This window comes from Paenalkalicoccus suaedae, from assembly GCF_006965545.2.
Classification (GTDB): Bacteria; Bacillota; Bacilli; order Bacillales; family Salisediminibacteriaceae; genus Paenalkalicoccus; species Paenalkalicoccus suaedae.
In genome coordinates this window covers 1,951,194-1,971,289 of record NZ_CP041372.2, presented here as the reverse complement: position 1 = coordinate 1,971,289, position 20,096 = coordinate 1,951,194, and the positions used below count along the sequence as shown (strand labels likewise).

Genomic DNA, 20,096 nt, shown 5'->3' with positions numbered 1-20,096 from the left:
TGTGAACGCTGAAATTATTGCTGTTGGCTCCGAGCTATTGCTTGGCCAAATAGATAATACAAATGCGAGTTTTCTATCAAGGGAGCTTTCTTCAATCGGTATCAATGTATTTTATCATCAGGCCGTTGGTGATAATGAAGCTAGACTAACGTCAGTGTTACAAGCTAGCACGGAACGCTCTGACATCGTTATCGTAACTGGTGGATTAGGTCCAACAAAAGATGACCTAACGAAAGAAACTGTCGCAAAATTAGTTAACAAAGAATTAGTTTATGACAACGAAACATACACGCGCTTAGAGGCGTTTTTTATAAGTCGTAATCGGACGATGACCGATAATAACAAAAAACAAGCGTTAATAGTGGAAGGTGCACATGTCTTGCAAAATGATGCAGGACTCGCATGCGGGATGGCGATTAAGCACAATGATACTATTTTTGTACTGTTACCTGGACCTCCGAGTGAATTAAAGCCTATGGTAAAGTCTTACGCACTTGCCTTTTTACAAAAAGAGATGGGCCAGCAGCATGTGATTGAGTCGCTGATCCTTCGTTTTTTTGAGATTGGGGAGTCAAGACTAGTAGAAGAACTGGATGATCTTATTGAAGCTCAAACAAATCCTACTATTGCTCCTTTAGCTTCTGATGGAGAGTGTATGCTCCGTCTAACTGTAAAAGGATCATCTACCCATGAAAACATGCAAAAACTCGATGCACTAAAAGATACTATTTTAGATCGCGTTGGAGAGTATTGCTATGGGGTTGGTGAGCCGACACTTGAAGAAGTGACAGTGAACGAGCTACTGACAAAGAGCGCCACTGTATCGTCAGCAGAAAGTCTGACTGGTGGTTTGTTTGCAGAGCAGTTGACCTCTGTAACTGGCACGTCAAAATGTTTTAAAGGTGGAACTATTTGCTACACAAACGAAGCAAAAGAGAGCTTTGGTGTGCCTGCATCTGTATTGGCAGAGTATGGCGCAATAAGTGAGCAGACAGCACAGCACCTTGCAGAACTTGCAAAAAAAACGTACGATTCAACGTACGCTGTTAGCATGACAGGAGTTGCTGGCCCGGATTCCTCTGAAAATAAACAGCCAGGTCTCGTTTATATTGGAATTGCAACTCCTAGTACGACGCACATTTACTCTATTCAAGCTGGAGGTAACAGACAGCGCGTTAGAGTCCTTGCTGCTAAGTACGCAATGTACTATCTATTAAAAGAGTTAAGAAAGAAAAAGGTGGATGACTAAATGACAATTACGTTTGAAGATTTCGCGATTTCCGCGAATTTGAAAAAAGCAATTAAAGATATCGGATTTGAGGCGCCGTCGCCAATTCAAGAGAAAGTTATTCCTGTAATTTTAGATTCTAACGATCTAATCGGTCAGGCTCAAACAGGAACTGGTAAAACTGCAGCCTTCGGAATCCCAACGATTGAAAAAGTATCGTCAAAATCCAAGAGTGTGCAAGCTCTTATTTTAACGCCAACACGAGAGCTAGCTATCCAAGTAGCAGCTGAGTTACAGCGTTTATCTAAATTTAACAAAGTACAAACATTACCTGTATATGGTGGACAATCAATTGGACATCAAATCAAAGCATTAAAGCGCGGCGTTCAAATCGTTGTTGGTACGCCAGGACGTATCCTCGACCACATCGAGCGAAAAACGCTAAAGCTTGATCAGCTTAAAATGCTTGTTTTAGATGAAGCTGATGAGATGCTAGACATGGGCTTTGTGGAAGATATCGAAAAAATTCTTCAAAAAGCAAACCCAGAGCGTCAAACACTTTTATTCTCAGCTACAATGCCACCGGCAATCCGTAAGCTGTCTAATAAATATATGACAGAGCCTAAGCAAGTAACAATTGCTAAAGGTGATGTTTCAGCTCCTTCTATCGAGCAGGTTTACTACAAAGTATTAGATAAAAACAAGCAAGACTCTCTATGTCGTGTAATCGACAGTGAAGATATCAATTTAGGTATTATTTTCTGTCGTACGAAAAAAGGAGTGGCGGAGCTTACGGAAGCCCTTCAAGCACGCGGCTACCAAGCTGATGGTTTACACGGAGACTTAACTCAGTCACAGCGTGACCAAGTTATGCGTAAATTCCGTAAGTCTGCAATTGAGTTCTTAATTGCAACAGACGTAGCAGCTCGTGGAATCGATGTTAATGACGTAAGTCACGTTATCAACTACGACATCCCTCAAGATCCTGAAAGCTACGTTCACCGAATTGGACGTACAGGACGTGCTGGACGCGAAGGTATCGCAATGACGCTTGTAACTCCAAGAGAAATGAAGCACCTTCGTTCTATCGAGTCTGAAATCAAGAAGAAAGTACCTTCACGTAACCTTCCTTCTATTGAAGAGGTTGTAGAAAAGCAACAGAAAGTTTGGAAGACGCAAATTGAGAAAAATATCGATGTAAACGATAAACTTGATAGTGTCTACGATGAGCTTGTGACGGACTTACTAAACGAATACTCTGCTGAAAAAATTGTTTCTTCCCTTCTTCGTATTGCGTTCTATAGCCATGAAGATGAGAAGAAAGAAAAGCATGATTTCGGTGAAACAGGCGCTCAAAGCGGAATGACTCGCTTCTTTATCAATGTAGGTAAAAATGTGAACTTAACACCTAAAAGACTTTCTGAAGACGTTGCTAAAATTATCGGCATTAATCCGAAGTCAGTTGGACGTATCGATATCTTCGATAGCTTTACGTTTATGGAAGTTCCTGAAGAAGTGGCTCCATTCGTCTATGAAGGCCTTAAACACGCTCGTGTTGCAGGAGCTAAAATTAATCTTGAACCAGCTAAGCCACGTGGGAAGAGAAGATAAATATCTTTTTACAAAACATCCGTTTCTTTGATTGACGAAACGGATGTTTTTGTATATACTTAAATAAGCGAACGAATGTTTGTAGTTTTGATGTGAGACTATCGCATTTCAATTGATATATTAAAGGAGAGTTGTAGAATGTCAGATCGTAAACAAGCACTAGATATGGCGTTAAAGCAAATTGAGAAACAATTTGGTAAAGGCTCTATTATGAAATTAGGAGAGCGAGCGGAACAGCGCGTATCTACTATTTCATCAGGAACACTAGCTCTAGATATTGCTCTTGGAGTAGGTGGATATCCACGAGGTCGTGTCATTGAGATCTATGGACCTGAATCATCTGGTAAAACAACCGTAGCCCTTCATGCTATTGCAGAAGTACAGCGTAACGGTGGTCAGGCAGCATTTATTGACGCCGAGCACGCACTAGATCCTGTATATGCGCAAAAGCTAGGTGTTAATATTGATGAATTGCTTCTTTCGCAACCTGATACAGGGGAGCAAGCACTTGAGATCGCAGAAGCACTTGTACGAAGTGGTGCAGTAGATATTATTGTTGTTGACTCTGTAGCTGCACTTGTACCAAAAGCGGAGATTGAAGGCGAAATGGGTGACAGCCACGTAGGTTTACAAGCACGTCTTATGTCCCAAGCCCTTAGAAAGCTATCTGGTGCCGTTAGTAAATCTAAAACGATTGCGATGTTTATTAACCAGATCCGTGAGAAAGTCGGCGTTATGTTCGGTAACCCGGAAACGACTCCTGGTGGACGAGCGCTTAAATTCTATTCGTCTGTGCGTCTAGAAGTTCGTCGTGCTGAAACATTAAAGCAAGGAAATGACATGATCGGTAACAAAACGAAAATTAAAGTTGTTAAAAATAAAGTAGCGCCTCCATTCCGTGTTGCAGAAGTGGATATCATGTACGGAGAAGGTATTTCTCGTGAAGGTTCTTTAGTGGATATCGCAACGGAGCTTGATATTATCCAAAAGAGCGGTGCATGGTACTCATACAATGAAGAGCGTATGGGTCAAGGTCGTGAAAATGCGAAGACATTCCTAAAAGAGAATGAGGATATTTTAAATGATATCGAGCGACGTACGCGTGAACATTACGGTCTTTTAGAGCCTATAGATGTTCCAGCTGCTGATGCTGTTGAAGATAGCGACGATGATCTTTTAGATTTAAAGTAAAAGATTAGGTTTAAAGAGGATGCTCCTTGACGGGTCATCCTCTTTCTTTTTTCAATAATTATTCAACTACTCGCATCCTTTTAGTCGATTAATAGGCTCACATTTGATTAGAACTACTTCTAAAACATCTAAAACCCCTTATTAAGTAAGGTTTTTATTAGACAATTGCGACTTACCATAGCTTGACAGAATACTTATGGAAGCATACAATTAATGAGAATACTGTAACATGTACCTTTATGATTAAGAGAAACAATAAGAGTATTCTACGAAAATGTTTGACTGAAAGTAATTGTACGACGTAACAGAAAGAAATAGCATGAGGAGGTGAGTCAGTTTGACATTGACGGTACAAATCCTCATTTCGCTATTCATTGCAGTAATCGCGTTCATAATTGGATACTTTGTCCGTAAATCGATTGCAGAAGCTAAAATTTCTAGCGCAGAATCAATGGCTAATCAAATCGTAGAAGATGCGAAGCGAGAAGCAGACGCAAGCAAGAAAGAAGGCATCTTAGAAGCGAAGGACGAAGCGCATAAAATTCGTCTAGATGCTGAAAAAGAAATTCGTGATCGACGTAACGACATCCAAAAGCAAGAGAACCGATTAGTTCAAAAGGAAGAAGTCTTAGATCGAAAAAGTGAAACGTTAGACAAAAAGGAAGTAACGCTTGAGAAGCGCGAAGACCAATTGTCGAAGCGTCAACTCGAAGTAGACGACATGAATAGCAAAGTCGAGGAGTTATTACAGCAGCAACAGCAGGAGCTTGAACGTATTTCAGGATTTACAAAGGATGAAGCTCGAGACATCATTATGAAGACGATGGAAAATGAGCTGATTCATGAGAAAGCACTCCTTGTAAAAGACTACACTACACAAGCAAAAGAAGAAGCAGACAAAAAAGCAAAAGAAATTTTGTCGACGGCTATTCAACGTTGCGCTGCGGATCACGTAGCAGAAACAACTGTATCTGTCGTATCTCTTCCGAACGATGAGATGAAAGGTCGTATTATTGGTCGTGAGGGTCGTAACATCCGTGCGTTAGAAACATTAACTGGGATCGACCTTATCATTGACGATACACCTGAAGCAGTTATTTTATCTGGGTTTGATCCAATTCGCCGCGAGATAGCAAAAACAACGCTTGAAAAGCTCGTGCAGGATGGTCGAATTCACCCGGCTCGCATCGAAGAAACAGTCGATAAGTCGAGACGAGAAGTTGATGAGCTTATCCGTGAATACGGAGAGCAAACAACGTTCGAGATGGGCATTCACAATCTCCATCCAGACTTGATCAAGATTCTTGGTCGCATGAAATTCCGTACAAGCTACGGACAAAATGTATTAAAGCATTCTATGGAGGTTGCTCACTTAAGTGGTATGATGGCTGCCGAATTAGGTGAAGATGTACAGCTAGCAAGACGCGCTGGACTACTTCATGATATCGGGAAAGCAATTGACCACGAAGTAGAGGGAAGCCACGTAGAGATTGGTGTGGAGCTTGCATCGAAGTACAAGGAACATCCAGTTGTCATCAATAGTATTGCTTCTCACCACGGTGATACAGAAGCAACTTCTGTTATTTCAACACTTGTAGCTGCAGCTGATGCACTATCTGCTGCTAGACCAGGAGCAAGACGTGAAACACTAGAAACATACATCAAGCGACTGGAGAAGCTTGAAGAAATCTCCGAGTCGTTCGAAGGTGTAGAAAAAACATATGCGATTCAAGCAGGACGCGAAATTCGTATTATGGTTAGACCAGACTTCATTACTGATGAAGATTCGTACCGACTTGCTCGGGATATTACGAAGCGCATCGAAGATGAACTTGATTATCCTGGTCATATCAAAGTTACCGTGATACGCGAAACTCGAGCTGTAGAATACGCAAAATAAAAACAATTGGGAGGTGCCAGATTTTATTCTGGCACCTCCTGCTAGCATATTGGGAATGGTATAAAGGAGAACAAACATGAGAATATTATTTATCGGAGATATCGTTGGATCACCAGGTCGTAAAATCTGGAAAGAATACATGCCGAGGCTTGTAAGCAAATACAAACCTGACGTCACAATTGTTAACGCAGAGAACTCTTCCGGAGGAAAAGGACTAACGAAAAAAGTCTACCATGAGCTGTTAGAGGCTGGTGCAGATATTCTTACGATGGGAAATCATATGTGGGATAAAAAAGAAATATTTGATTTTATCGATGATGCGGAGCACGTTATTAGACCGGCAAACTTTCCAGAAGGTACTCCTGGAAAAGGAATGGTCATAAAAAAAGTCCGTGGCAAAAAATTAGCGGTTATAAATCTACAAGGTCGAACATTTATGAACGCCATTGACTGTCCATTTAGAAAGGCCGATGATCTTCTTTCTGAAGTGCGCCAAGAAGCAGATATCACCTTTATTGATTTTCATGCCGAAGCTACATCAGAAAAGCTAGCTTTAGCGTGGTACTTGGATGGTCGCGCAACAGCGGTGGTAGGAACACATACGCATGTACCGACCGCAGATAACCGTGTTTTACCGAACGGACTTGCCTATATTACAGATGTGGGCATGACAGGACCTTATGATGGCATTCTAGGGGTGGAAAGAGAAGCAGTCATTCAACGTTTCTTGACAAATTTACCCACAAGGTTTGAAGTGACAAAAGGTAGGGAACAATTAAATGGAGTAGTAATAGATACGGATTCCAATACAGGCAAAGCAACATCTATCAAACGCATTCACATCAGTGATGATGCTCCGTTTTTTGATTAGTCATAAAAATGGAGGTTTGGAATATAGTTGAAAAGAGGTAAAGACGTAACATACTACCTATTCAAATGTTGTACAGATCGTGCAAAAATGTGATTTTTTTCGTGATTTCAAAGCTTTTTAGTTACGTAATAGAGCGTTTTCTATTATAGTAAGAGCTATCAAGCGATAATGTTTACGAAATGGTAGTATGTTTGTACATCCCATTTGTTGTGATGAGAGCTTGATGATCAACGTCTAAGGATGGAACCAATTCATCACATTATATACTAGAGGAGGTACTGAAATGGAAGTATTAAAGGTTTCAGCAAAATCTAATCCAAATTCTGTAGCTGGTGCACTCGCTGGAGTTATTCGAGAAAGAGGCTCAGCGGAGATTCAAGCCATTGGAGCCGGTGCACTAAACCAATCGGTTAAAGCTGTTGCAATCGCACGAGGATTTGTAGCTCCAAGTGGTATCGACTTAGTATGTATTCCTGCCTTCACGGACATCCAAATCGACGGAGATGAACGTACAGCAATTAAATTAATCGTCGAGCCTAGATAATAGGCAAATAACTTTAGAACTAAAAAAGCTCTTTTAAGCCACCTCTTATTATCTGAGAGGTGGCTTTTTAATTTTTGGAAATTATACACATTTATTTTTGTAGATAGCTTTTTTAGAAGGAGAAGGTTCATATGGCTTGCAGTTAAGGTAACTGGCTTTTGATACTTGGTGAGCTAAAGGATGTCGATAATGTATAGTTTGTCTCAAAGGGAGGTCTGATTGACGCAAATCAATATAAACGATTGCAATAGAGGGTCGTTATAATGTGCTTCTCCTAAAATATAGACATATTAAACAAACACATATGACCCCGTTTAAAGAGTTAACCGCTTTCAAGAGGAGCCTCCCACCACAAAACAACTTATAAAGAAGGCACATCATATGAAATCTTCTCTCTGTTTTGCATGAAAGGCTTTATCCTTTATTCACTAAGAATAAAAACCTTTCTATATACGGATAACTTTTTATTTTAAACACGCACATCCGAAAAATTCGTTGTCAAATCAATGAATCAATGAAAGATACATAGACCAATGAAGATGTTTGCTAACGAAATGACACATCTGACTTATAAATAAGCGTTTACTTGCATCAATCAACCACGGATAAAAAATATTTTCTAAAAATATTCTAGTCGCTTGCAAGTGTCCACCTGTCGTGGACTGTACACTTGAGAAATACATTATCATCTGATACGATAGAGAAAACAAGGTTGGAGGGACATGATGACGACGACAATGCGAGCGATAGTGAAAGACGGTGCTCACAAAGGGGCAGTATTGAAAACGGTACCAATACCAAAGATTGGTGCGCAAGATGTGCTAATTCAGGTAAAAGCCACATCGATTTGTGGTACAGATTTACATATTTATAATTGGGACGAATGGTCACAGAGCCGAGTGAACCCACCTTACGTGTTTGGTCATGAGTTCTCAGGAGTAGTCGTAGAAAAAGGCGAGCTCGTTAAAAACGTGGAAATCGGGGATCACGTATCTGCAGAAACGCATATCGTTTGTGGGCATTGCCCACAGTGTTTAACTGGAAATGCACATATTTGCGAAGATACACAAATTATTGGCGTGGACCGTGACGGATGCTTCGCTGAATATGTCGCACTTCCTGCGATTAATATGTGGAAGAATGACGCGCAGCTACCTTGGGATATCGCAAGTATTCAAGAGCCTTTAGGGAATGCCGTGCACACAGTACTTGCTGGTGATGTTGCAGGCAAATCAGTCGCTGTTATTGGCTGTGGTCCTATTGGACTGATGGCAGTCGCTGTTGCTAAGGCATGCGGAGCATCTGATATCATCGCACTTGATCTAAATGAATACCGATTGGATTTAGCAAAACAAATGGGAGCAACAAAAACGATTCACTCTCTGCAAGAGGATCCTCTTATTGCGGTTAAATCTGTGACAAAGCACGGTGTTGATGTTGTGTGCGAGATGAGTGGTCATCCTATCGCCATGAATCAAGGGTTTAAGATGGTGAAGAATGGGGGGAGAGTCTCTATATTGAGCTTACCCGTTCGCCCTGTTGAGATCGATGTCACAAACGATATCGTGTTTAAAGGGATTACTGTCCAAGGTATTACCGGCAGAAAAATGTTTGAAACGTGGCAACAGGTAGCGGGACTACTTACATCAGGTCAAGTCGATGTAGCGCCAATTGTTACCCACCATTTTCCTTTAGAAGAATTTGAAAAGGGCTTTGAGTTAATGAATAAAGGTGCATGTGGTAAAGTAGTTTTGCACCCCTAAATTAAAAGGAGGCAATATGTATGAAAGGCTTTGAACATATCGAGAAAGAATTAGAGGAAATGAAGGAGCAGGGACTATTTCGTTCGTTAATCCCTCTTGAGTCCGATCAAAAAGCAAAAGTAACGATTGATGGGAAAGAGCTTATTCAGCTTTCTTCTAATAACTACTTAGGTTTAACGACGCACCCTCGGCTAAAGCTTGCGGCTGTTCGCGCAGCGGATGAGTTTGGCGCAGGTACAGGGTCTGTGCGTACGATCGCTGGTACATTTACAATGCACGAAGAGTTTGAAAAAATGCTAGCTGAATTTAAACATACAGAAGCAACACTAGTACTTCAGTCTGGATTTACAGCAAATCAGGCAGTGCTAGCATCCCTTCTTTCAAAAGAAGACGTTGTTATCTCTGATGAATTAAATCACGCATCCATTATTGATGGAATTCGTCTAACAAAGGCTGCGCGTAAAATTTATAAGCACGTTGATATGGAAAGTTTAGAAGAGGCGTTAAAAGCATCGAAGGACTATCGTACACGTCTAGTAGTTACCGACGGAGTTTTCTCCATGGATGGTAATATTGCGCCATTAAAAGAGATTGTGGAGCTTTGCGAAAAGTACGATGCATTAATCATGGTTGATGATGCACACGCAAGTGGTGTACTTGGACGTAACGGTCGAGGTACGGTCGATCACTTCGATTTAAACGGTCGCGTGCATATTCAAGTAGGTACATTAAGTAAGGCAGTTGGCGTTTTAGGTGGCTATATTGCAAGTACACAGGCAGTGCGCGACTATATTATTCAAAAGGGTCGTCCATTCCTCTTTAGTACATCACACCCTCCAACAGTAACTGCAGCGTGTCAGGAAGCGATTCAAGTGCTACTAGACGAGCCGGAGCTAATTGAGAAGCTGTGGGAAAACACGCGCTACTTAAAGGCTGGTTTAGAAAAGCTTGGTTTTGATACTGGTAAGAGTGAAACGCCAATCACACCAGTAATTGTTGGAGATGAGAAAAAGGCTCACGAGCTGTCTGACACACTTAAAAAGTATGGTGTCTTCGCGCAGGGAATTGCTTTCCCAACAGTGGCAAAAGGACAGGCTCGTGTGCGTACGATCGTGACAGCAGAGCACACAAAAGAGCTATTAGATGAAGCGCTCGCTGCGTTCGAAAAAGCTGGTAAAGAGTTAAATATTATTTCATAATGTAAGTTTGATGGCCTCTTTTCTTGTAAACTAGAAGAGAGGCCATTTAGGTATTACGATAAGTGGTTGTATAAAGAAGGAAAACCCTTTATAATTGTACGTTGACAGCTTATCTATAAAGGAGTAATGCCACGATGAATGAAGAGCAGCGTAAGCAGCAAGAAACGTCTTCATCACAAGAGAAGTCTACGAAAGACTATTCGCAGTATTTCGAAACGACCTATGTCCCGCCAAGCTTGAAGCAAGCGAAAAAGCGTGGAAAAGAGGACATTGCGATACACTACGATTTTGAGATCCCTGTCAACATGCAACAAATTGGCTCTGGAAAGAAATTTTTAATTCGTACATACGGTTGCCAAATGAATGAGCACGATTCGGAGAATATGGCTGGAATCTTGATGAATATGGGTTTTGTCTCCACCTCGATCGCAGAGGAAGCAGACGTTATTTTAATTAATACGTGCGCCATTCGTGAGAACGCGGAGAACAAAGTATTCGGAGAACTCGGTCACCTTAAAGCGCTTAAACGAGATAACCCAGGTTTAATTCTCGGAGTTTGTGGCTGTATGTCGCAAGAGGAATCTGTCGTCAATCGTATTTTAGAAAAGCATCAGCAAATCGATTTAATTTTTGGTACACATAATATTCACCGACTGCCTGAGCTACTCCAATCAGCTATTTTTGGTAAAGAAATGGTCGTAGAGGTTTGGTCTAAAGAAGGCGATATTATTGAAAATATGCCTCGTGCAAGAAAAGGTCAAATTCAAGGCTGGGTTAATATTATGTACGGGTGTGATAAATTTTGCACGTACTGCATTGTGCCTTATACTCGCGGTAAAGAGCGCAGTAGACGTCCAGAGGATATAATTGAAGAAGTACGTCACTTAGCAAGGAATGGATACAAAGAGATTACGTTACTTGGTCAAAACGTGAATGCATATGGGAAGGACTTAGCCGACGTGAATTATGGCCTTGGAGATCTCATGGATGAGCTTCACAAAATTGATATTCCACGTATTCGTTTTACAACAAGTCACCCAAGAGACTTTGATGATCACTTAATCGACGTCCTTGCGAAAGGTGGTAATCTTGTTGAGCACATTCACTTACCAGTGCAAAGTGGTAATAATGAGATTTTGAAGCTTATGGCCCGTAAGTATACTCGTGAGCAGTATGTAGAGCTTGCAGGTAAGATAAAACAAGCAATTCCAAACGCTTCCTTTACAACAGATATCATTGTTGGTTTCCCTAACGAAACAGAGGAGCAGTTTGAGGATACAATGACGCTCGTTCGTGAAATGGATTATGATAGTGCATTTACGTACATTTATTCACCACGAGATGGTACTCCAGCAGCAAAAATGCAGGATAATGTCCCAATGGAAGTGAAGAAGGCTCGATTGAAGCGCCTAAATGAACTGGTAAATGAGCAGTCAGCGAAGAAAAACCTCGATTATCAAGGTCGCGTAGTTGAAGTCCTTGTTGAAGGGGAAAGTAAGAAAAATCCAGACGTATTGTCTGGACGTACACGTACAAATCGTTTAGTAAACTTCCGCGCACCCAAGTCAGCAATTGGTCAAATTGTACACGTACGGGTAACGGAAGCAAAAACATGGTCTTTAAACGGCGAAGTCGTTGAGATGTCTGAGGTGAATGGATAATGGCAGAGTATAGAAGTAAACAAGAAGTATTAGATAAAGCACGTGAGCTAGCGGATTTAATCGCAGAGACAGAGGAAGTAGATTTCTTTAAGCGCGCGGAGCTACAAATTAACGATCATCTTCGTACGCAAGAAATCATTGCGCAAATTAAAAAGCTACAAAAAGAAGCGGTAAATTTAAAGCACTATCAAAAAACAGAAGCATTAAAAGAAACAGATGCAAAAATCGATGCGCTTCAGGATGAGCTAGATGATATTCCACTCGTAAAAGAGTTTAAGCAATCTCAGATGGAAGTAAACGATATTTTGCAAATGGTGAGTAACACGATCTCTAACACAGTGACGAAAAAGATTATCGAGTCATCTGGTGGCGATGTGCTAAAAGGCACAACGACAAAAAATCCGTTTGACCACTGCTAATAGTAAATGAACAAACATCTCCCAAGAGAGTAGGGAAAGGAGTAATTCCTTTCCTAGCTCGTTGGGAGGTGTTTTTTAGTCTGTCTTTAAAAGACCGTACACCTTCGTATCGTGATAAGTACTATCACGCTTCAGATGCTCACGTAGCGTTCCTTCGTAGCGTAATCCTGCCTTCTCTAAAACTCTTGAGGATCCTACGTTTGAAGCAAATGCCCGACCATAAATTCGATGGAGATTTAGACGTTGAAAGCCTAATTGGATGATCGCTCTACTCGCCTCTGTCGCATACCCTTTTCCCCAATTTCTTTTGCTAATCCAATACCCTATCTCCCCGTGATTAAGATTCACATTAATATTAAGGTTAATAACACCAATGTTTTGTTGTGTTTTATCATCAACAATGGCAAAGATCTCGATCTCCCCGGCTCGTTGTTTTGCTAAAACGGCTTGAAGGAACATGGTGGCACCATCCTCTGGATAAGGGTGGGGAATAGTAAGTGTAGATTTCGCAATATCTGGATCACTTACTTCGTGCTGGATCCATGGTGCGTCATCTAAAGAGAGTGGTCGTAACGAAATAGAAACTGTCATTTATGTAGCCTCCTAAGAAAATGTATTCCTTATTTTAACAAATAGAGCGGAAGTTGCAACCTTGCTTTGTCATACTTCGGACAGTCCTGCATATGCTGTCAGTAGATTGCATTCGTAAAGGGGGTAAAAACTCGTGTATCGCGAAATTATAACGAAAGCCATATGTGGTAAAGGGACATCGTTTCAAGAAACATTTGATCGCATCCAGCCAGAAGAGACGCCAACTAACATTTTAGGGTGCTGGATTATCAACCACCGCTTTCAAACAACGCTAGATGGGCAAGACGTAGAGATCAGCGGCACCTATGATATTAACCTTTGGTACTCGACAGAGGACGATACGAAGACAAAAGTAGCAACAGAAACAATCGAATACAAAGAGCCAATTGTCTTAAAAATGTCAGATGGGGACATTCTATCTGACATGGAGATTGTAGCAAGGGAAATTCAGCAACCTCAAACGCTAGAAGCGAAGATATTGGCTGATAAAAAAACGGTCCAAGTGCATGTGCAAAAAGAAATGGGCATTGAAGCTGTTGCAGAAACAAAGCTACTTGTTAAAGTGAAGGAATCTGCTGAAGTAGAAGAGGTGGAATATGAAGAGCAGGAAGAAACGGATCATTCCTTCCCTTCAGATGAAGACTTTGCATCTTTGCACGCTGATTTTTTAGAAGAAGAAGCGAAAAACTAGTAGCGATCGCATAGCAATAGGTATAAGTAGAGCAGGAATCGATATACACAATCGATTCCTTTTTCTATTGTTATATAAATAATGCGACTATTTTTCCTGTCAGCCGTACACCCTGCTTCCTTCCTCCTTGCTATGCTATAATATACGGAGTAAACATGACAAAAAGGTTGGCTGATACATAATGACAAAAGAAACTCCTATGATGAAACAATATAAGGAAATTAAGGCACAGTATACGGATGCCTTTTTATTTTTTAGGCTCGGAGATTTTTATGAGCTGTTTTTTGAGGATGCGATTAATGCAGCAAGAGAGCTTGAAATTACGTTGACAAAGCGTGGAAAAGGAGAAGATGCAACGCCAATGTGTGGTGTTCCTCATCACTCTGCCAGTAACTACATTTCTCAGTTAATAGAAAAAGGCTACAAGGTAGCGATTTGTGAACAGACAGAGGATCCGGCAATGGTCAAGGGGATTGTAAAACGAGAAGTTGTGCAACTCATTACGCCAGGTACTGTCATGGAGGGTGGCGCTCTTACAGAGAAGCAAAACAACTATTTCGTTTCGCTCACGGAAGCCGATGGACAGATCGTTGTTGTAGCAGTTGATATGACAACTGGCGAGGTTCGTGTAACAAAAGTAAATGAGACAGACGCGCTAAATGAAATTTCGTCTTATCGAGCAAGAGAAATTGTACTCGCATCGGAATTAAGTGAGGCGTTCCTTCAGCAAATAAAAGAGCGCGTTTCAGCCACGTTTTCAATAGAAGAGAATGAGACAGCGCTAGAAGAAGCGGAGACAGTTGCAAGCTCACTACAAGATGATGCGTGTAAACGTGGCATTTACCGCGCTATTCACTACGTAAAACGTACAACCAAGCGAGCACTAGATCATTTGCAAGAAGCGACGTACTATGAGCCAAGACAGTTTTTACTCATGGACGTACACTCGAAGCGTAACTTAGAGCTTGTTGAAACCGTAAGAGAGAAGAAAAAAGCTGGCTCTTTATTATCCGTTTTAGATAAAACCGAGACATCCATGGGCGCGAGATTGTTAAAGCAGTGGATCGAACGACCGGCGATCTCTGTTCAGGAAATAAAAGACCGACAAGAGCTTGTTTCCGCGTTTATCGATGGTTTTTTTGAGCGAGTTGAGGTTCGTGAACTTCTGCGAGGCGTGTATGATTTAGAGCGCTTATCCGGAAGAATTTCTTTCGGTAACGTGAATGGACGAGATTTACTTCAGCTCAAAAACTCGTTACTCCAAGTACCTAAGATAGTGGAGAATGTGCGTGCGCTAAACACCTCTTTTGGAGAAAAGCTTGTACAATCAATGGAGGATATGTCCCCAGTGGTTGCCCTATTAGAGGAAAGTATTAAAGAGGATTGTCCAATAAGTATTACAGAGGGTGATCTAATTAAAGACGGCTATAATAGTACGTTAGATGACTACCGACACGTGATGCAAAACGGGAAGAGCTGGATTGCAGAGCTTGAGCAAAAAGAGCGTCAGGAAACAGGAATTAAAACACTTAAAGTTGGGTTTAATAAAGTGTTTGGCTACTATATTGAAGTGACAAAAGCAAATGTTCGACTCTTACCGGAAGGGCGCTATGAAAGAAAGCAAACACTTACAAATGCCGAGAGATACGTTACTCCTGAGCTAAAAGAGCGTGAAGTGCTTATTTTAGAAGCGGAAGAAAAAAGTGAGAAGCTTGAACACACGCTTTTCTTAGAGATAAGGGAGCAAGTGAAATCATATATCCAGCAGTTACAGCTTGTGGCTAAACGAATCAGCACAATTGATTGCTTGCAGAGTTTTGCCGAAGTAGCGGAGCAACATAATTACGTAGAACCTACATTTACAGAGGATCGATCGTTGCAACTTAAAGAATCGAGGCATCCTGTAGTCGAGCAGGTAATTGACGCTGGTGATTATGTGGCCAATGACATTGAACTACGCGATGATCGCCAAATGCTCCTAATTACCGGTCCAAACATGGCTGGTAAAAGTACGTATATGAGACAAGTTGCGTTAACGTCTATCATGGCGCAAATAGGATCGTTTGTACCAGCAACGGAAGCTAGACTCCCAATCTTCGATCAAATCTTTACGAGAATTGGCGCGGCGGATGATTTAGCTTCTGGGCAGAGTACGTTTATGGTAGAAATGCTTGAAACAAAGCAGGCTGTGCTTCATGCGACGGATCGAAGCTTGCTGTTACTGGATGAGATTGGACGCGGCACATCCACGTATGATGGGATGGCGTTAGCGCAAGCGATTATGGAATATATTCATGATGAAATTGGTGCGAAGACCCTATTTTCTACCCACTATCATGAACTCACGGCACTAAGCGAGACATTGCCGAAGCTTTGGAATGTGCATGTATCAGCGAAGGAAGAGAATGATTCCATCGTGTTCCTTCATAAGGTTGTAGAAGGGGCAGCAGATCGAAGCTATGGTATTTATGTAGCAGAGCTCGCGGAACTGCCGTACGGCCTCATAACGAGAGCGAAAAGTATTTTACAGACGCTAGAGTCCGAGCGTGATCGCGAGCCGCAGGCGGAGCCGGAGCAACTTACGCTGTTTGCCTTAGAAGATCCGATGACGAAGACCAAACAGGAAGTATTAGACGAAGTCTCAAAAGCAAATATTTTAACGATGACACCGCTCCAAGTGATGGAGCTCGTAGATAAATGGCAACGTAAACTATCGTAAGGAGGGATTACTATGGCGCTTATTCAACAGCTATCTGATACATTATCGAATAAAATTGCGGCAGGTGAAGTTGTAGAGAGACCTGCTTCGGTTGTAAAAGAACTAGTCGAGAACGCCATTGATGCAAAGAGTACGTCTATTCGCGTCGATGTCAAAGACGGCGGTTTAGCATCTATTCGCGTGTTAGATAACGGGAACGGCATTGAGCCAGATGACCGAGAGACGGCATTCCTCCGCCATGCAACAAGTAAAATTAAACACGACCATGACCTGTTTCGTATTAAAACACTAGGGTTTAGAGGAGAAGCATTACCAAGTATTGCGTCCGTATCTAAACTTACCTTAAAAACGTCATCGGATGGTTTATCGGGAGAAACGCTATCCTTTGAAGCGGGAAAATTAACGGAAAGAGTAAGCTCGTCGGCCAGAAAAGGAACAGAGATTATTGTAGAAGAGCTCTTTTTTAATACGCCAGCACGGTTAAAGTATGTCAAAACCATTCACACAGAGCTCGGACACATAACGGACGTGATGAATCGGATGGCACTCGCTCACCCTACTATTGCATTCACATTAACTCACGAGTCCCATACGCTTTTAGAAACAAGTGGCAAAGGGGATCTACTGCGAGTGATTGCCGCTATCTATGGGGTGAACATGGCGAAGAAAATGATTCCGTTTCAAGCGGAATCACTAGATTATAAGGTGACAGGGTTTTTAGCAAGGCCAGAGGTTACGAGGGCGAACAGATCATATATGTCCACCGTTATAAATGGTCGATTTGTTAAAAACTACGCCATGATGCGAGCCATTCAAGCAGGCTACCACACGTTACTTCCGATAGGGAAATACCCTGTTGTCGTCTTACACGTCGAGATGAATCCTCTTTTAGTAGACGTGAACGTACATCCATCAAAACTAGAGGTACGTTTAAGTAAAGAACAGGCGATGGAAGAGCTAATTCGTGATGCGATTGCCGCACGCTTTAAAGAAGAGACGCTTATTCCGTCGATGCAAAAAGAAAAGCCAAAGCAAAAGGTGCAATCAGAGCAACTAGCGTTTTCGTTTGATCCGGCAAAAGAAAGAGAACAAGGTAAAAACGAGGTCCAGACAGAAGAGACTTCATGGCTTCGTGAGCAGGCTAAGGAATCTGCAGCTACGTATCCAGGCGAGTCGACTCAAGCGTCTACTAGAGTGGAGAAGTCTGATGCTGAGGAGTTAAGAGATGAACAACGAGTTTCGAGTTCGATTAACGAGTATACGAAAAGTCCGGTAGATCATACACCTTCAAATAGAGAAGAGAATGAAACTGATGCAAACAGTGATGCATACTCAAGTGATATGGACAAATCAAGCGATGAGGTAGCTTCTACTGACACAACTACCTCTACCATGCCACAGCTACACGTAATTGGACAGTTGCACGGCACGTATATTTTAGCCGAGAACGAGACAGGCTTTTATATGATTGATCAACATGCGGCACAAGAAAGAATTAAATACGAATTTTATGTAGAAAAATTAGCACATCCAACACAGGAAGTACAAGAACTCCTTGTCCCTCTTACCTTTGATTTTACGCAGCAGGAGGCTAGTATGATTGCTGCCCATATAGAGGACCTAGAACAGGTAGGTCTGTTTTTAGAGCCATTTGGCAAGCTAAGCTATCTAGTACGAGCTTACCCTACTTGGTTCCCAAAGGGAGAAGAGGAGGATACGATTCTTGAGATGCTGGAGCAACTACGTAAGCTTCGCAAAATTAATGTGAAAGAGTTGCGAGAAGATGCCGCAATCCTAATGTCTTGTAAAGGATCCATTAAAGCTAATCATCATCTAGAAAAGCGTGATATGGAGCGTTTATTATTGGATTTACGGTTGTGTCAAAGCCCATATACGTGCCCACATGGACGACCAATTATTGTGCACTATTCTACCTATGAAATCGAAAAATTGTTTAAACGAGTGATGAATTAATGGAAGTAGCCGTAACGACAGCAAGTAAACGTAGAGAAATACTTCAGCCAAAAGCAATGGAGCTAGCCAAGGAGTGGGGCTACACGTATGTACCTCGTGAACGCCACTCTATAGACAAGATGCTAGAAGATAGCGATATATTAGTAGTCGTCAAAGCAACAAGAGTCGATTTGTTCAAAAAAGGACAAAAAGAAGCATTTTATTTCCACCCAAGTGGATCTCATTTGCGCGCTTTAGAAATAAGACGATCAGGACGGGATCCACTCATAAAAGCAGCAAATATTAGTCCTGACGATAAAATCGTTGATTGCACTCTGGGACTGGGATCTGATGCGATTATACTAAGTGTGGCCACGCCTAAAGGGCAAGTTATCGGATTGGAGTCCGTACCGTATACAGCTAACATAGTGAAACACGGTCTCCAAACCTATGAGAGTGAGCTCGATGAGCTAACGCAAGCGATGAGACGAATAACAGTGCAAACATACGACTATACGGAATGGTTGATAGAGCAGCCGACAAACTCTCAGGATATCATTTATTTTGATCCTATGTTCCACGAGCAGGTCGCAAGCTCGAATGGGATAAACGCCTTACGCGCCTTTGCGAATGGAGAAGCTTTATCAGAAGCAGCCGTTTTACACGCTAAACGCGTTGCAAGAAAGCGCGTCGTTTTAAAAGATTCTTATCATAGTCCCGTATTTGACCATTTCGGGTTTGAAAAGATCGATAGGCAAGCAAGTCATATATACGGTGTGATCGACTGTTCGGAGGGGTCCTTATGAAGCCTAAATTAATTGTCATTATTGGTCCGACGGCAGTCGGCAAAACAGAGACAAGCATACGTCTAGCTAAGCATTTCAATGGAGAAGTGATTAGCGGTGATTCGATGCAGGTGTATAAAGAAATGGATATAGGCACAGCTAAGATTAAACCGGAAGAAACAGCCGGGGTTCCTCACCACTTAATTGACGTATTAACACCAGACGAATCATACTCCGCAGCTGATTTTCGCACGCAAGCAACAGAATTAATCGAGGATATTGTAAGTCGTGGTAAGGTGCCGATGATAGTTGGTGGGACTGGCATGTACATTCAAGGCCTGCTTTACAACTATCAATTTTCAGAGATTGGGGAAGATGAGTCGGTGCGTCAAAAATATGAGGCGTATGAGGCAGAGCATGGAAGTGAGGCGCTTCATAAGCTATTAGCTTCAAAAGATGCCGACCGTGCAGCGACAATTCATCCCAATAACATTCGTAAAGTGATTCGAGCTCTTGAGATTATCGAGCTTACCGGTGAAAAAATAGATCAATCAGCAGAAGAGCTAAAAGAAAGTCCCTTCGACTTTATCCTTATTGGACTTACGATGGAGCGTGAAGCATTGTATACTCGCATTAACGAACGCTGTGAGCTCATGATGCGAGAAGGTCTGTTGAAAGAAGCCACACGCCTCTATGAATCAGGCTACGAAAATGCTCAGTCGATGCAAGCTATCGGATATAAAGAATTATTACCTGCTATTCGAGGCGAGGAAGACATAAAAACGAGTTTAGAAGAGCTTAAAAAGCAGTCTCGCAGATTTGCTAAACGGCAATTAACATGGTTCCGTAACAAAATGCCCGTTACATGGTTTGATATGAGCCATTCACGTGATGAAAGAATAAAAGAAATGATTGAATTTATAGAAGGAAAGTGGGCATAATAATAGAATAATACATGTAGTGTAGACAA

16 protein-coding genes are annotated in these 20,096 nt (G+C 41.8%); 15 read left to right on the top strand and 1 reads right to left on the bottom strand.

Features of this window, described 5'->3' with window-relative positions; translation table 11 throughout:
* Position 1: 1 nt before the first annotated feature.
* The 10 genes from FLK61_RS10450 (at position 2) to FLK61_RS10405 (ending at position 12,387) form a co-directional block, all read left to right on the top strand.
* Complete coding sequence (locus FLK61_RS10450; protein ID WP_176009405.1) at positions 2-1,249, top strand: competence/damage-inducible protein A; 1,248 nt, start codon at positions 2-4, stop codon at positions 1,247-1,249.
* On the top strand, positions 1,250-2,839 hold the full coding sequence (locus FLK61_RS10445) for a DEAD/DEAH box helicase (protein WP_176009404.1): 1,590 nt from the start codon (positions 1,250-1,252) through the stop codon (positions 2,837-2,839).
* Between the two features lie 138 nt (positions 2,840-2,977).
* Positions 2,978-4,030, top strand: coding sequence for a recombinase RecA (recA, locus tag FLK61_RS10440; RefSeq protein ID WP_176009403.1), 1,053 nt, complete (start codon positions 2,978-2,980; stop codon positions 4,028-4,030).
* Positions 4,031-4,367: 337 nt separating this feature from the next.
* Positions 4,368-5,930, top strand: a complete 1,563-nt coding sequence (gene rny / locus FLK61_RS10435; protein WP_176009402.1) for a ribonuclease Y — start codon at positions 4,368-4,370, stop codon at positions 5,928-5,930.
* Positions 5,931-6,006: 76 nt separating this feature from the next.
* Positions 6,007-6,801, top strand: a complete 795-nt coding sequence (locus tag FLK61_RS10430) for a TIGR00282 family metallophosphoesterase (RefSeq protein ID WP_176009401.1) — start codon at positions 6,007-6,009, stop codon at positions 6,799-6,801.
* Between the two features lie 283 nt (positions 6,802-7,084).
* Positions 7,085-7,345, top strand: a complete 261-nt coding sequence (locus tag FLK61_RS10425) for a stage V sporulation protein S (protein WP_176009400.1) — start codon at positions 7,085-7,087, stop codon at positions 7,343-7,345.
* Between the two features lie 725 nt (positions 7,346-8,070).
* A complete protein-coding gene (gene tdh / locus FLK61_RS10420; protein WP_176011209.1) occupies positions 8,071-9,108 on the top strand; it encodes an L-threonine 3-dehydrogenase in 1,038 nt (345 codons plus the stop codon).
* A 20-nt stretch (positions 9,109-9,128) separates the two neighbouring features.
* Positions 9,129-10,307, top strand: coding sequence for a glycine C-acetyltransferase (locus FLK61_RS10415; protein WP_176009399.1), 1,179 nt, complete (start codon positions 9,129-9,131; stop codon positions 10,305-10,307).
* Positions 10,308-10,441: 134 nt separating this feature from the next.
* Positions 10,442-11,968 (top strand): tRNA (N6-isopentenyl adenosine(37)-C2)-methylthiotransferase MiaB, encoded by a 1,527-nt coding sequence (miaB, locus tag FLK61_RS10410; RefSeq protein ID WP_176009398.1) that lies wholly within the window; start codon positions 10,442-10,444, stop codon positions 11,966-11,968.
* On the top strand, positions 11,968-12,387 hold the full coding sequence (locus tag FLK61_RS10405; protein WP_176009397.1) for a YlbF/YmcA family competence regulator: 420 nt from the start codon (positions 11,968-11,970) through the stop codon (positions 12,385-12,387). The genes miaB and FLK61_RS10405 overlap by 1 nt, the downstream gene beginning before the upstream one ends.
* Before the next feature lie 75 nt (positions 12,388-12,462).
* Here FLK61_RS10405 and FLK61_RS10400 read toward each other — a convergent pair whose 3' ends face one another.
* A complete protein-coding gene (locus FLK61_RS10400; protein ID WP_176009396.1) occupies positions 12,463-12,978 on the bottom strand; it encodes a GNAT family N-acetyltransferase in 516 nt (171 codons plus the stop codon).
* A 133-nt stretch (positions 12,979-13,111) separates the two neighbouring features.
* Here FLK61_RS10400 and cotE point away from each other — a divergent pair, with 133 nt between their 5' ends.
* From cotE to miaA, 5 genes are all read left to right on the top strand, one after another.
* On the top strand, positions 13,112-13,669 hold the full coding sequence (gene cotE / locus FLK61_RS10395) for an outer spore coat protein CotE (RefSeq protein WP_176009395.1): 558 nt from the start codon (positions 13,112-13,114) through the stop codon (positions 13,667-13,669).
* Positions 13,670-13,850: 181 nt separating this feature from the next.
* Positions 13,851-16,388: a DNA mismatch repair protein MutS gene (gene mutS, locus FLK61_RS10390; protein ID WP_176009394.1), complete on the top strand. Its 2,538-nt coding sequence runs from the start codon at positions 13,851-13,853 to the stop codon at positions 16,386-16,388.
* A gap of 12 nt (positions 16,389-16,400) precedes the next feature.
* Positions 16,401-18,362 carry a DNA mismatch repair endonuclease MutL gene (gene mutL, locus FLK61_RS10385; protein WP_176009393.1) on the top strand — a complete coding sequence of 654 codons (1,962 nt, stop codon included), beginning with the start codon at positions 16,401-16,403 and terminating at the stop codon, positions 18,360-18,362.
* Positions 18,362-19,147 (top strand): class I SAM-dependent methyltransferase, encoded by a 786-nt coding sequence (locus tag FLK61_RS10380; RefSeq protein WP_176009392.1) that lies wholly within the window; start codon positions 18,362-18,364, stop codon positions 19,145-19,147. Before mutL ends, FLK61_RS10380 begins: the two co-directional genes overlap by 1 nt.
* Positions 19,144-20,067 (top strand): tRNA (adenosine(37)-N6)-dimethylallyltransferase MiaA, encoded by a 924-nt coding sequence (gene miaA / locus FLK61_RS10375; RefSeq protein WP_176009391.1) that lies wholly within the window; start codon positions 19,144-19,146, stop codon positions 20,065-20,067. The genes FLK61_RS10380 and miaA overlap by 4 nt, the downstream gene beginning before the upstream one ends.
* Positions 20,068-20,096 lie beyond the last annotated feature (29 nt).